Genomic DNA, 13,054 nt, shown 5'->3' with positions numbered 1-13,054 from the left:
TGCTGATTATTTTGAGGTTCGTATGTCTATATATGGCGTAGAAATACGTAATGCCAATAACGTTGAGACGCTAGGGATGCAGGACTTTACGATCTCTAGAATCGGGTCAATGGAGATTCCCGCGTCGGGGAATCTCTATGGCTCCGGCACTCGCACGGACTACATAACTTGGACGATTCCTGGCTATGATCCGGCCAATTGCTTTGTCTTGATCACTCCAAAAATCTACATTCAAGACCCGCAAGACGGGAGGGGCACATATCCCATGTTGCCTACTTACCGAAACCTCGGCGGCAGTTCCATTGCCATCTATAACTACGTCAACCGACGCCGGCCTACAGGGGTGGGTAGTAACTATCAAGATGAGTGGGTCTCCAATTCGGTAGCGTGCATTCTTGAGGCGATAAGATCATCCAATGGCTGAGTACGGATTTAGAGCTATCAATGATTTTGGGTCTGTAACCATATCCAGTGCTTATAAGGTGCTAGTGTTTTCTGAGCGGGGGAGCTATCAGGTAACCTCGCAATATACTGATCGCGGGGGTGAAGGATCAGTTTCGTTCGTAAAGCCAATAACTACAAAGGAAGCGCCGCAGGTATTTGTTAGAGTGGCTACGGCATCGCATGCCAACCTCGGTATATACATAAGTATGCTGGGGTCGCCAGGGGGCTGGACCGGCTTCAGGACATTTTCAGCAGCTCCGGGTAGTTCTCCGCTGCAGAATTTTACACTCGAATATGTGGCCTGCAAATTTGCAGACAGCGTGCAAACTAACGGCTATGGTATGAATATCTGGGATGAAGGAGGCCTGCCTGTATTCTCGGCGCAGGACAAAATTGTCAGGTACTCGAAGTTTGCAACCAGCTGGACTATGGTGACGAATGCTGATGATTACAGGGTGTTTGTGCCAAACGTCAGTATTGAGCAAGATGATTTTGTCTGTGTGTCTGCGTTTGATCGTGGGGTTAACTGGGCTACCGGTAACAGTCAGTTCTCTTCATTCAATATTTGGCTTGGCTGGGCGCCTAACCTTAACACCTATGTACAGAGGATTACTGCGGGTGGGTATTGGTATTGGCAGGGTACGAACGATACTAATTTCACCGTTCCGGTCTGCAAGTTTCCGCCCAGTCGCTACACGAATTAGGAGGGATAATGGCAAAGCAAGTGATCAATCTCGGCACTGCGCCTGCTGGCGCCGGTGGCGACGACCGTCGAAGCGCCTGGCTCAAGGCGATCGCCAACTTTGATGAGCTCTACAACTTCATTGCCACCGCATTCAACAGAGCAAATATTCTCGGCGCGGTGGGTCAAAGTGCGGGAGTACCAACAGGTGCAATCATTCAACGTGGCAGCAATGCGAATGGTGAATATGTTCGATACGCTGACGGAACGCAGATCTGCTGGGCTTCCAGATCGAGCGCGTCAGCTGCAGCAGGTGGCTATGCCGATGTGTCATTTACCTTACCGATAGCTTTCGCCTCGTCGGTGTACACAGCAACCTGCCAAGCGACACCCGTAAATCATTGGGACTATTACGGATGTCTAGGGGTTTGGACGCAGACCGCAACCGGCGTTACTTTCCGTGTTAGAAATGGTGCGGCGGGAGCTCAGTCTTTTGCCTGCGGTATGCTCGCAATCGGACGGTGGTACTGATGCTCATTAAACTCAGCCCAATCATTCCGATAGCTCCTCAATCGTTGACTGTCTACAAGCAGGGCGACAGTTTGACCATCAATGGTTTGACACTGGATTTCTCGAAGTTGCCGGACGGTGCCACGCTGCCCGGTGAGGCTGCCCACTGCCCTTGGGTTATTGAAACAGTTGAGCGCGTGGCCGGGCAGTTGACCGTTGTCCTGCTGTTGCCAATTTCGATAGATGCGTCGGTAGATGCCTGCTTCCGGCGCGACATCGTTTCGCCGGCTGATGGCGTAGTCGCGCTGCCGATCCCTGATGCTGAACAGCCTGCGCCTGCTCAGGGCTACGCGGCTATCGACTGGAGCCAGGTTGTCACTGCTGAGGACAAGGCTCAAGCCACTATCGAACAGTTGCAGGCGACGGCCATGGCTGAGATTGCCCAACGCCGCGGGACGGCCGATGTGGCTATCGCTCCGCTGCAGGATGCAGTGGACCTGGACGACGCTACCCCGGCCGAGGCGGAGGCCCTAATAGCTTGGAAGCGCTACCGCGTAGCGCTCAACCGCCTGCAGGATCAACCCGACTACCCCAACGCGATCGACTGGCCAGCGCTGCCGGCCTGATCCACCACCTCACCCCCCCAATCCAACCGCCACCTGGCGGTATTTTTTTGGCTGGAGAAAACCATGCCTTTCATCGCCATCAATCTCAGCAACGCCTACGACGCCGAGAACAACACCCGATACGCCACTGTGGAAGAAGCGGACGCCCGCGCCCGGGCGGTCCTGAACCAGTTCCCTACTGCGCAGGTATTCACCGCTCAGGTGCTGAAGGATTACAGCGCCAAGGTTTCGATCACCGCGAAAGAGCCGGCTGAACTCGAGACCGCGCCGGCGCCTGAAGAACCTACCGCCTAACCCCTCTGCAACCAACCCAAGCCCGCCCAGTGCGGGCTTTTTTGTGCCTGGAGAAAACATGGCAAGACTCACCGAAGCCCAGGCCGGAGGCATGAATGTGCTCCGGTTTCTGGATCTGATCGCCTTCGCCGAGGGCACCCAATCCGTGAAGGGTAGCGACGACGGCTACAACGTCCTGTACGGCAAAGGCCTGTTTCAGGGGTATGCCGATCACCCTCGTCAGAAGATCACCCGGCTCTCCAACGGCAAGCCGATCACCAGTAGCGCTGCTGGTCGCTACCAGTTTCTCGCCGGCACGTGGGACGAACTGGTAAAGCGCTACGGATTCAAGGGGCGCTTTACGCCTGAGGCACAGGATTTGGCAGCCATCAAGCGGTTGGGAGAACGCGGCGCGCTTCATTTGATCAAGGATGGAAAGATCCGTGAGGCGATAGCCAAGTGCGCCAACGAATGGGCAAGTTTCCCGGGAAACAACTATGACCAGAATCCCAAAGCCATGAGTGCGCTGCTGGCTGAGTGGCAGAAGCTCGGTGGGGTTCTGGCGTGACCTGGCTCGGCGCGGTTCCGGCCTGGTGCTGGTGGCTGATCGCGCTGGTGTTGGTAGCCGGCGGCCAGCAGTACAGGGTCGTGCTTGCCGACGGTGCGGCGGCTGATGCCCGGGCGGAAACCGCCACAGCTGACAAGGCCCTGGCCGACTACCGACTGGAGGTCGCCGAACGCGACCGGCGAGCCTCCGCCCAGGCTAGGACCGAAGAACAGCGACGCCAGGCCGTGGCGGACGAGGAGGGTGAGAATGCACGACAACAACTGGAACTGGCCCAAGGTCGCGCCGCTGCTGCTGAGTCTGCTGCTGGTGGGCTGCGGGGCGAAATCGCCCGACTGCGTGCCGGCCGATCAGCAACATGCGGTGCCATCGCTGCCCAGCAGCGCCAGGCAGGAACCTCTGCCGTCGTGGTGCTCGGGGGATTGCTTGAAGACGCTGACCGAATGGCGGGAAGTTGCTCGGCAGCGCTTGAGCGAAGCCGAATAGCTGGGCTGGCGTGCGAGTCGATTGTGGATGGCATGAATCGAGACGCTGACCGGTGATTGCCTGAGGGCATTACGGCATATACGATACTGGTTTTACATACAGTACAGGCCATGCCACTCCCATACCCGAAAGCCTGGGTGGACGCCCTCGAAGACCGCGAGCCTCTGATCACCGATCCAGATGCGCGCATCGTCGTGCTCAGGCAGATGGCCTATGACTGCTACCGACGGCGCGAGGTGTCGTTCGAGGATATGGGCGACATGCTTGAACTGGCTGATGCGGCCTTGGACTGGGCGCGTATGGAACATGAGGAGGCCTGGGCGATTGGCCTGTTTGGCGACTACCCAGTGGATCATCCAGGCGGCGCGCAGGTGATAAAGGGCAGCGGACGGAGTCCGGCCTGTGAGTAGCTATATAAAGGAAGGGAAGTTGCCGGCAGAACGCCGTGGATGGGCAGATCAATGCTGCGTGAGATTTGCGTGACTCTTGGAAACACTTGAAAACACCTATGAGCAGTCGATTGCAGCGAGCGCCAAGGTTTATCCAACGTTTACAGGGGTTTTTGGTCTGCTGCACGCATGGGGTGCAAGGGGTCGAGTGTTCGAATCACTCCGTCCCGACCAAAAAACTCCAAGAAATCCAGTCACTTAGCGGTGACTGGATTTTTTTATGGGTTCTCATATTTCCTCGGGCTAGTGACTTTTCGAGTGACTCAGCCTTTTTCGTCATCCGATCCTCCTCTTCAGAATCGTAAGCACCGGCCCTCGTGAATCGGTAGGCGATACCTTGTTTGCCGCCTCTAACAACAGTAGGGCTCGCCATCGTCGACCACATCAAAGGTTGCGTCAGGAATGTCGGTCTTGTAGGTCCAGCTGTAGCCGTCCTCTTTGCACCAGTGCGCCTCGATGGGCTTGGCTGATTTCTGGCGGTGCACGTACTCGGCGATCTCCTCGTCGTCATCAAGGCAGTCGCGGTTAGGAAGCACGCCATCTGCGTCGACAAAGGCGGTCCCGCCGTATTGCGCCACAGAGGATCACCAGGCCCGAACTCTGGGCCGCAGCGAGTTGAGTATTCGAGGCCGTTCAGCTGGGCAGCCAGTTCTTCTTTAGTCATGGCAATAGCTCTCCATGCCCGCGCATGGCGGCGGGCTCGTGTGATTTAATCGGTGTTCAACAGGAGAATCGATATGGCCAACGAAACAAGAAAGCCGTGGGGCTACGCAGCTGTCACCCTGATACCAACTGGCGTCGGGTTCGCTTTCAGTGGGCTGATGACAAGCCAGCCTGCCTTCGTCTACAGCGGACTTGGCATGGCCATACCGGGTGCATTGCTAGCAGTGACGCACTTCTGGTCGGCACGCCGGCGGGGTTGAGTTGTAGGGAAAGGGGTTACCGGCACCGCCGCCATCGCAGAAGAAGTCCACCACGATCTCGTCGTCTCGCGGATCGAAGCCAAGACCGTACTGGGTTTTGAGCCGCCACAGCCTCCAATGGGTGACGGCCAGCTCCCGCACGACTACCCGCAGATGCTAAAACACATCCGCTTAACCCGACCCATTTGCGCGTGATCGGGGTCGAGTTTGAAGAGCACTATCACCTGAATGTGGTGACAGGTTGGGGCCAGTCCATGGAGCCCACTATCAAGCACCGAGACCTGCTGATCGTGAATATTCACGTACGCGAGTTTGTAGGCGACGGGATCTACTTATTCGTGTGGGATGATATCCTCTACATCAAGCGCCTACAGGTCGCCGATGAGGAGCACTACGAGATGATTTCGGACAATGCCAGGCACAAGGATCGGCTGATCCGCAGGGACATGACATACATCCAGGCTCGGGTGCTGCTGGTGTGGAATGCTTACCTGGTCTAGCCATGTGCCAAGCCAGGATCAGCCCTGCCCCACGGGGATGCGTAACTACGCAATACAACGGATTGCCCTTCCCTGAGTAGTGGCATATTGCTACATTACGCCTCGCAAATTCCCAAGGGGCAAAAGCCACAATGAAACATATGCTTTTCCTGGCGCTTATCACTGCGAGCGCTACGTTGACGGGTTGCGTTGTTCAAAGCACCTACAGCAAGACAATAGCCGTTACCAAAGATGCTGAAGGCAAAGTGCTGCAGACCGTTGAAACCGAGACCGTCGTACAGCCTGCACAAGGCTACCCGATGCGGCTACAGCTGATTAAAGGCATCCAGCCGAATTAATGCTTTGAGCCTGACTTATGCCCGCCGCGAGCGGGCTTTTTTACACCATTCGTCTATGCCAGCCCGCCCAGTGCGGGCTATTTTGTGCCTGGAGGAAACCTATGACTACACCATGCGGCGTCCGCAACGAGAACCCCGGCAACATCGATTACAACCCTCGCAACGTCTACTCAGTCGCTGTGAGAATGGGAAGATTTTGACCTGCCAGTCACAGCTAGATGAAAAGCACAATGTTTTCGTTCGTAGCTTCTGGAGCATCGAGGTCTGGATTTAAGTTTTAGTTTTTTGTGATGCGGATAGGGAAATAGTCTGAACTTCGTTGAACTGGAGGTTAGGGGTCGCCCCTTTTATGATTATTGTGGAGGCTAATTATGAAGAGTTCCGAATTTTTATCCCAGTGGGCAAGTTATGTTGTCTACATGTGCTAGCAGCTTCTCGTTTGCGTTATAAAGGTTCAGTGTATATGAGTGGCCGAGACTGCTCTCATCTAACGTATAGCGTCTTCCTGGTTTGAAATCGTTGTAGCTGATGTCAGCGTTGCATGTAGATCCGTTACTGTCACCATCCCCTTCAACGAATAGCGTCGCACCCAACGTATGTTTTCCTGTGGGTACTTCGAAGTAGCGCCCGTCGTTGAGCCGCTTGCCATCCAGACTTTCCGCCATCAAGGTAGTTGTTGGTTCCTCTTTCAGGCTTACCCAGGCCGCGTCCGAACTGGCTTTAGGCATTGGTCCGGCGCAGCCGCTAAGCACTCCGAGTACTCCGAGAAACGGTAACATCAACTTCCACTTAGTACTCATATTAGTCCGCATAAAACACCTTTGATTGCAGCTGTGAATGATTCGCATAGGATGCCAGCAACCCGCTTGGCTGCAAGTGAAGACGCTAGATGCTTTTCCTTAAAATACTTTAATGGAGGTTTAACCGACCCCCTAGTAAGTCCGTGGAAGACTGCGCACCGTTCAACTTTCAGGAGCATAGCATGCTCGCGCTGGTCAAAACGGCACTGCACAAACCATACACTTTCCTGGTGCTGGCGATCGTGATTTGCATCGTCGGTCCATTGGCGGCCGTGCGCACGCCGAGTGATGTTTTCCCGGACATCGGCATACCGGTCATTGCTGTGGTGTGGCAATACGCAGGGCTGGCGCCGGATGCCATGTCGGGCCGGGTCATCTACACCTACGAACGTGCCTTGAGCACCACGGTCAACGACATCGAACACATCGAGTCGCAGTCCTTGCCGGGCATGGGCATCGTCAAGATCTTCTTCCAGCCCAGCGTCGACATCCGCACGGCTAATGCCCAGGTCACCGCCGTTTCGCAGACCGTGCTCAAGCAGATGCCGGCGGGCATCACGCCGCCGTTGATCCTCAACTACAGCGCCTCGACCGTGCCCATTCTGCAGATGGCGTTCTCCAGCCCGACGCTGTCCGAGGCACGCATCCGCGACCTGGTGCAGAACAGCATCCGCTTGCCACTGACTTCGGTGCCGGGCCTGTCGATGCCGACCCCCATGGGTGGCAAGCAGCGCCAGATCACCCTCGACCTCGACCCCCAGGCCCTGGCCGCCAAGGGGCTGTCGGCCCAGGACGTGGCCAACGCGCTGGCCGCGCAGAACCAGATCATTCCGGTGGGCACGGCGAAGATCGGCCGCAACGAATTCACCGTGCTGCTGAACAACAGCCCCCGCGCCATCGATGAACTCAACGACCTGCCGGTCAAGGTGGTCGACGGCGCGCAGATCACCATTGGCCAGGTGGCCCACGTGCGTGACGGCGCACCGCCGCAGACCAACATCGTGCGCGTCGATGGCCGCCGCGCGGTGCTGATGCCGGCGCTGAAGAACGGCAACAACTCGACCCTGTCGATCGTCGACGGCATTCGCAGCATGCTGCCGCGCATCAACGAAACCCTGCCGCCTGAGCTCAAGACCTCGCTGCTCGGCGATGCCTCGACGGTGGTCAAGGCGTCGGTCGACAGCGTCGCCCGGGAGGGCATCATCGCCGCGCTGCTGACCAGCGCCATGATCCTGCTGTTCCTCGGCAGCTGGCGCTCGACACTGATCATCGCCGCCTCGATCCCGCTGGCAGTGCTGTCGGCGATCGCCTTGCTGGCGGTCAGCGGGCAGACCCTCAACGTGATGACCCTGGGGGGCCTGGCGCTGGCGGTGGGCATCCTGGTCGACGACGCGACAGTGACCATCGAAAACATCAACTGGCACCTCGAACAAGGCAAGACGGTCAGGCATGCGATCCTTGATGGCGCCAAGCAGATCGTCGGCCCTGCGTTCGTGGCGCTGTTGTGCATCTGCGTTGTATTTGTTCCGATGTTCATGCTCCAGGGCATCGCCGGGTACTTGTTCCGGCCCATGGCATTGGCAGTGATGTTCGCCATGGGGAGCTCTTTTATTCTGTCGCGCACTTTGGTGCCGACCCTGGCCATGTTCCTGCTCAAGCCGCACCGGGTGGAGCAGGGCGAGGGGCGGCACCCGGAGGACGCGTACCTCAACCACTACGAAGGCGACAAGTCGGCCAACCCGCTGGTGCGCCTGCAGGCCGGTTTCGAGGCGGGCTTCTCGCGCCTGCGCGATGGCTACCAGGGCCTGCTGGAACTGGCCCTGGCCAAGCGCAAGCGCTTCCTGCTGGGCTTTCTCGCCTGCGTGCTGGCCAGCTTCGCGCTGCTGCCGACCTTGGGTGAGGACTTCTTCCCCGAGACCGACGCCGGGGCCATGGCCCTGCATGTACGCCTGCCGCTGGGCACGCGCATCGAGGAAAGCGCGGCGGCCTTCGACCGTATCGAAAGCCGTATCCGCGAGGTGCTGCCGGCCGACCAGGTGGACTCGATCATCGACAACATCGGCCTGCCCATCAGTGGCATCGACATGGCCTACAACACCAGCGGCACGGTCGGCCCCCAGGATGGCGACATCCAGGTCTCGCTCAAACCCGGCCACGGCCCGACCGCCGATTACGTGAAGCGCCTGCGCGAGGTGCTGCCGGACAGCTTCCCCGGCACCACCTTCGCCTTCCTGCCCGCGGACATCAGCAGCCAGATCCTCAACTTCGGCTCGCCGGCGCCGCTGGATGTGAAAGTCTCCGGCCCGAATGATGCCGCCAACCGCGCCTATGCCGCCGAGCTGATGCGCCGCCTGCAGCACATACCGGGCATCGCCGACCTGCGCCTGCAGCAATCGGAAAGCTACCCGTCGTTGCAGGTCAACGTCGACCGAAAGCGCGCCGCCGAACTGGGCATCACCGAGCGTGACGTCACCAGCAGCCTCGGTGCCTCGTTGGCCGGTACCTCGCAGACCGCGCCGACCTACTGGCTGAACCCGGCCAACGGCGTGTCCTATTCGGTGGTCGGCTCGACCCCGCAGTACCGCATGAGCAGCATCGCCCAGCTGGAGGCGCTGCCGATCACCGGCAGCAACGGCCACACCGCCGTGCTCGGCGGCATCGCCAGCCTGGCGCGGACCGACACCGCCGACGTGGTCAGCCATTACAACATCACCCCGACCCTGGACCTGTACGCCAACGTCCAGGGCCGTGACCTGGGCGGCATTGCGGCGGACATCCAGCACGCCATCGACGACACCGCGCAGCTGCGCCCGAAAGGCGCGACCGTGAGCCTGCACGGCCAGATCACCGCGCTGCACGAAGCCTTCCACGGCCTGGGCCTCGGCCTGCTGGGCGCGGTGGTGCTGATCTACCTGCTGATCGTGGTCAACTTCCAGTCCTGGGTCGACCCGTTCGTGATCATCACCGCGCTGCCCGCCGCGCTGGCTGGCATCGTCTGGATGCTGTTCGTCACCGGCACCACGCTGTCGGTGCCGGCGCTCACCGGGGCGATCCTGTGCATGGGCGTGGCCACGGCCAACTCGGTGCTGGTTGTCAGCTTCTGCCGCGAGCGCCTGGCCGAGCACGGCGATGCCCTGAAGGCCGCCATGGAGGCCGGCTTCACGCGATTCCGGCCGGTGCTCATGACCGCCCTGGCGATGATCATCGGCATGCTGCCGCTGGCCCTGTCCCAGGAGCAGAACGCCCCCTTGGGCCGTGCGGTGATCGGCGGCCTGATCGTCGCCACCTGCGCCACCTTGTTGTTCGTCCCCGTCGTGTTCAGCCTGGCCCACCGCCGCTCTACCCCTCACGCTGTCGTTGGAGAAAACCTGCATGCCTAGCCGTTCCGTAGCTGATCGTCGGCGCCTGAAGCTCATGGGAGGCGCCGGCCTGGGCCTGGCGGTCCTGGTCGTCGCGCTGGGGGTGAATGCCCGTCACCACCAGGCCGCAGCCGTGCAGGCCTGGACCGAAAGCAGGGCGACCCCGGCGGTGGTGACCTTCAACCCCTCGATGAATGCCGCCGGCGAAACCCTGAGCCTGCCCGCCCACCTGCAAGCCTGGAACATGGCCCGGGTCAACGCCCGGGTCAGCGGTTACCTGAAGAGCTGGCAGGCGGACATCGGCACCCCGGTCAAGGCCGGCCAACCGCTGGCGGAGATCGACAGCCCTGAGCTCGACCAGCAACTGGCCCAGGCCAAGGCCACGCTGGCCCAGCACCAGGCCAGCGCGTCGCTGGCGCAGAGCACCGCCGCGCGCTGGCAGCACCTGTTCGCCAGCCACTCGGTGTCGCGCCAGGAGGTCGACGAGAAGGTCGCCGCGGCAGCCGTGGCCAGTGCCGATGCCGAGGCGGCGCAAGCCAACTACGCGCGGCTCAAGGACCTGGCCGCGTACAAGGTCATCCGTGCCCCGTTCACCGGCACCATCACTGCCCGCCACGCGCAGATCGGCCAGCTGATCAAGGCCGACAGCGACAACGCCACCTCGCTGTTCGACATCGCCGACACCCGCCGCCTGCGCCTCTACGTGCCGGTGCCGCAAAACTACGCCAGCCAGATTTTGCCCGGCATGCAGGTGCAACTGTCGGTGCCGGAGCACCCCGGCCAGCATTACATGGCGGCCTTGATGGGCACTTCGACAGCGGTCGACCAGACCTCGGGCACGCTGCTGGCCCAGTACGCGGTGGAGAACGCCAGCGGCGCCTTGCTGCCAGGTGACTACGCCAGCGCCCGCATCACGCTGCGCAGCGATGCTACGGCGGTAAGCATCCCGTCCAGCGCGTTGATTTTCCGCGCGCAGGGTCCGCAGGTGGCGGTGCTCGACACCCAGAGCCGCGCGCACCTGCGCAGCATCCATATTGCCCAGGACCTGGGCAGCACATTGATCGTCGACCGTGGCCTGGGCCTGAAGGACCAGGTGGTGGACAACCCGCCCGACGCCCTGCGTGACAACGAGGCGGTGCGCAGCGTGACCCCGGGAGGTGCCCATGCGCCCTCGGTTTAAGCGCGCCGGGCTGGCGCTGTGCCTGATGTTGCAAGGTTGCTCGCTGGCGCCGCATTACCAAGCGCCTGTGGTCGGCTTGCCGGCCCATTACGGTGAGCGGGTAGGCGATTGGCAAATGATCGATGGCAAAGGGCATCTGCCCGAGCAGTGGTGGACCCTGTTCGCCGATAAGCGCCTCGATGCACTCCAGGCACGACTGCTGGCCTCGAACCCGAACCTTGCTGCGGCAGTGGCCCATAACGACGCGGCGGCGGCCTATGCCCAGGGCCTGCACGGCGGGCTATGGCCGCAGGCCGGCGCGAGTGCCACGCCGCTGCGCCAGCGCCAGTCGGACCACCGGCCATTGCGCGGTGATACCCAGCCGTCAATCTACAACAGCGATACCGCCAGCCTGAGCCTGAGCTTCGACCTCGACCTGTGGGGCAAACTGCGCAACCAGGTGGCAGCCGGCGACGCCACGGCGCAGGCCTCGGCGGATGAGCTGGCCGGCGCGCGGCTGAGCCTGCAACGGCAGCTGGCGGTGCTGTACGTGAGGGCCCGCGGCCTGGATGCCCAACGGCAGTTGCTCGACAGCGCGGTGAACGACCGTGCCCAGCTGCTGGCACTGATCCAGCAGCGCTTCGAGGGCAACATCGCCTCCGAGCTGGACCTGGACCGGGCGGCGGCCAGGCTGTCGGAGGCAAAGGCCGCGCGGGACGATGTGGTTGCCCAGCGCACCCTGGCACAGCATGCGCTGGCCGAGCTGGTAGGCGCATTGCCCGGTGATTTTTCGTTGGCGCCGGACCCGACACCGGTCACTGCGCCAGAGGTGCCGACCGACCTGCCCGGCAAGCTGCTGTTGCAGCGCCCGGACGTCGCCGCGGCCGAGCGCCGGGTATTTGCCGCCAACGCCAATATTGGTGTGGCGCGGGCCGCCTGGTACCCGGACTTCAGCCTGACCGGCATGCTCGGCGGGCAGACCCAGGGCACCGGCAATCTGCTGGCGGCGGCCAACCGCTACTGGGCGATTGGCCCGGTGCTGCAGCTGCCGCTGTTCGACGGTGGACGACGCTCGGCGGACGAGCGCCGGGCCAAGGCCGAATTCGAGGCAGCGGCGGCCGAGTACCACGGCAAGGTGCTGCTGGCCGTGCGCGAGGTCGAGGACAGCCTGGCGCAGGTGCGTGACCTGGCGCAGGAGGCGGGTGATGTGGGGCAGGCGGCGCAGGTGTCGGGGCGTGCCGAGCAGATTGCCCTTGAGAGCTATCGTCAGGGGGCGGTGAGTTTGCTCGATGTGCTGACGGCGCAGATTGATGCGTTGCAGGAGAAGCAGAAGTTGCAGGAGCTGCAAACACGGCAGCTTGAGGCACGCATAGGGTTGATGGTGGCGCTTGGCGGTGGTTGGAGTATTCCAGAGGGGCGACTTCACCGAGGATGACTCAACCCTGCTTATCCCACAGCAAGCGGGCGGAAGCCGGAGGATAAGCTGCAGTCAGCGAATTCTCACTGAGCTAAAATTGCTACGCTTCCGCCATAATATTTCATTAAAGCCCTGGCTTTTCAGGGCTTCGTTGTGTCTGATAGCTTTCAGCCCATACCCTAGGCTCTGTACGAAATCCCGAGAAACCCGATCGCCGCGCCTCGGGAGCTGAGATTTTGTAGAGTGCCCGCCATCTACGGAAAGGAATTCTGTGATGGCAAAGCGTTATGAACTCTCGGACGAGGCCTGGGATGTGGTCTCCGATCTCTTCATCGAAACCCATGGCCGGGGCCGGCCGCGCCTGAGCGACCGCCTGATGCTCGATGGCGTACTCTGGGTGCTCTGCTCGGGTGCTGCGTGGCGAGATTTGCCAGATCGATTTGGCCCGTGGTCAACGGTGTATCAACGGTTCCGAGGTTGGCGAAACCAGGGGACATTCGATCAGATGCTCAAACGCTTGCAG

General features: G+C 60.7%; 13 protein-coding genes and 1 pseudogene. 13 read left to right on the top strand and 1 reads right to left on the bottom strand.

Features of this window, described 5'->3' with window-relative positions:
• Window positions 1-416: 416 nt before the first annotated feature.
• The 7 genes from ACIQUI_RS09730 (at window position 417) to ACIQUI_RS09700 (ending at window position 3,996) form a co-directional block, all read left to right on the top strand.
• Window positions 417-1,148 (top strand): hypothetical protein, encoded by a 732-nt coding sequence (locus tag ACIQUI_RS09730; RefSeq protein WP_403197593.1) that lies wholly within the window; start codon window positions 417-419, stop codon window positions 1,146-1,148.
• Window positions 1,149-1,156: 8 nt separating this feature from the next.
• Window positions 1,157-1,657 (top strand): hypothetical protein, encoded by a 501-nt coding sequence (locus tag ACIQUI_RS09725; RefSeq protein ID WP_403197591.1) that lies wholly within the window; start codon window positions 1,157-1,159, stop codon window positions 1,655-1,657.
• The gene (locus ACIQUI_RS09720) at window positions 1,657-2,262 is read left to right on the top strand and encodes a tail fiber assembly protein (RefSeq protein ID WP_403197588.1); all 606 of its coding nucleotides are present in this window, start codon (window positions 1,657-1,659) and stop codon (window positions 2,260-2,262) included. Before ACIQUI_RS09725 ends, ACIQUI_RS09720 begins: the two co-directional genes overlap by 1 nt.
• A gap of 63 nt (window positions 2,263-2,325) precedes the next feature.
• The gene (locus tag ACIQUI_RS09715; RefSeq protein ID WP_403197585.1) at window positions 2,326-2,556 is read left to right on the top strand and encodes a hypothetical protein; all 231 of its coding nucleotides are present in this window, start codon (window positions 2,326-2,328) and stop codon (window positions 2,554-2,556) included.
• Window positions 2,557-2,614: 58 nt separating this feature from the next.
• On the top strand, window positions 2,615-3,103 hold the full coding sequence (locus tag ACIQUI_RS09710) for a glycoside hydrolase (RefSeq protein ID WP_403197583.1): 489 nt from the start codon (window positions 2,615-2,617) through the stop codon (window positions 3,101-3,103).
• Window positions 3,100-3,642: a DUF2514 family protein gene (locus tag ACIQUI_RS09705; RefSeq protein ID WP_403197581.1), complete on the top strand. Its 543-nt coding sequence runs from the start codon at window positions 3,100-3,102 to the stop codon at window positions 3,640-3,642. Before ACIQUI_RS09710 ends, ACIQUI_RS09705 begins: the two co-directional genes overlap by 4 nt.
• An 81-nt stretch (window positions 3,643-3,723) precedes the next feature.
• Window positions 3,724-3,996: a hypothetical protein gene (locus tag ACIQUI_RS09700; protein ID WP_403197578.1), complete on the top strand. Its 273-nt coding sequence runs from the start codon at window positions 3,724-3,726 to the stop codon at window positions 3,994-3,996.
• A gap of 389 nt (window positions 3,997-4,385) precedes the next feature.
• Here ACIQUI_RS09700 and ACIQUI_RS09695 read toward each other — a convergent pair whose 3' ends face one another.
• The gene (locus ACIQUI_RS09695; RefSeq protein WP_403197575.1) at window positions 4,386-4,571 is read right to left on the bottom strand and encodes a hypothetical protein; all 186 of its coding nucleotides are present in this window, start codon (window positions 4,569-4,571) and stop codon (window positions 4,386-4,388) included.
• A gap of 504 nt (window positions 4,572-5,075) precedes the next feature.
• Between ACIQUI_RS09695 and ACIQUI_RS09690 the strand changes: the two are divergent.
• The 6 genes and pseudogenes from ACIQUI_RS09690 to ACIQUI_RS09665 form a co-directional block, all read left to right on the top strand.
• A pseudogene (locus ACIQUI_RS09690) lies at window positions 5,076-5,458 on the top strand (helix-turn-helix transcriptional regulator); the annotation flags it as partial.
• Window positions 5,459-5,589: 131 nt separating this feature from the next.
• A complete protein-coding gene (locus ACIQUI_RS09685) occupies window positions 5,590-5,796 on the top strand; it encodes a hypothetical protein (RefSeq protein ID WP_403197573.1) in 207 nt (68 codons plus the stop codon).
• Window positions 5,797-6,778: 982 nt separating this feature from the next.
• Entirely contained in the window at window positions 6,779-9,976 is a 3,198-nt protein-coding gene (locus tag ACIQUI_RS09680) for an efflux RND transporter permease subunit (RefSeq protein WP_403197571.1), read from the top strand.
• Complete coding sequence (locus ACIQUI_RS09675; protein ID WP_403197568.1) at window positions 9,969-11,135, top strand: efflux RND transporter periplasmic adaptor subunit; 1,167 nt, start codon at window positions 9,969-9,971, stop codon at window positions 11,133-11,135. The genes ACIQUI_RS09680 and ACIQUI_RS09675 overlap by 8 nt, the downstream gene beginning before the upstream one ends.
• A complete protein-coding gene (locus ACIQUI_RS09670) occupies window positions 11,119-12,549 on the top strand; it encodes an efflux transporter outer membrane subunit (protein WP_403197565.1) in 1,431 nt (476 codons plus the stop codon). The genes ACIQUI_RS09675 and ACIQUI_RS09670 overlap by 17 nt, the downstream gene beginning before the upstream one ends.
• Before the next feature lie 256 nt (window positions 12,550-12,805).
• A partial coding sequence (locus ACIQUI_RS09665) for a transposase (RefSeq protein WP_403197563.1) occupies window positions 12,806-13,054 on the top strand: 249 nt, incomplete at its 3' end.

Source organism: Pseudomonas sp. NPDC090592 (genome assembly GCF_044769185.1).
Classification (GTDB): domain Bacteria; phylum Pseudomonadota; class Gammaproteobacteria; order Pseudomonadales; family Pseudomonadaceae; genus Aquipseudomonas.
This window is presented reverse-complemented; position numbering and strand designations above follow the sequence as displayed.

Bases quoted from the DNA above. Each gene is read 5' to 3' on its own strand.
- ACIQUI_RS09670 (WP_403197565.1), top strand. From the start codon at position 11,119: ATGCGCCCTCGGTTTAAGCGCGCCGGGCTGGCGCTGTGCCTGATGTTG.
- ACIQUI_RS09680 (WP_403197571.1), top strand. From the start codon at position 6,779: ATGCTCGCGCTGGTCAAAACGGCACTGCACAAACCATACACTTTCCTG.
- ACIQUI_RS09685 (WP_403197573.1), top strand. From the start codon at position 5,590: ATGAAACATATGCTTTTCCTGGCGCTTATCACTGCGAGCGCTACGTTG.
- ACIQUI_RS09725 (WP_403197591.1), top strand. From the start codon at position 1,157: ATGGCAAAGCAAGTGATCAATCTCGGCACTGCGCCTGCTGGCGCCGGT.
- ACIQUI_RS09675 (WP_403197568.1), top strand. From the start codon at position 9,969: ATGCCTAGCCGTTCCGTAGCTGATCGTCGGCGCCTGAAGCTCATGGGA.
- ACIQUI_RS09720 (WP_403197588.1), top strand. From the start codon at position 1,657: ATGCTCATTAAACTCAGCCCAATCATTCCGATAGCTCCTCAATCGTTG.
- ACIQUI_RS09730 (WP_403197593.1), top strand. From the start codon at position 417: ATGGCTGAGTACGGATTTAGAGCTATCAATGATTTTGGGTCTGTAACC.
- ACIQUI_RS09710 (WP_403197583.1), top strand. From the start codon at position 2,615: ATGGCAAGACTCACCGAAGCCCAGGCCGGAGGCATGAATGTGCTCCGG.
- ACIQUI_RS09715 (WP_403197585.1), top strand. From the start codon at position 2,326: ATGCCTTTCATCGCCATCAATCTCAGCAACGCCTACGACGCCGAGAAC.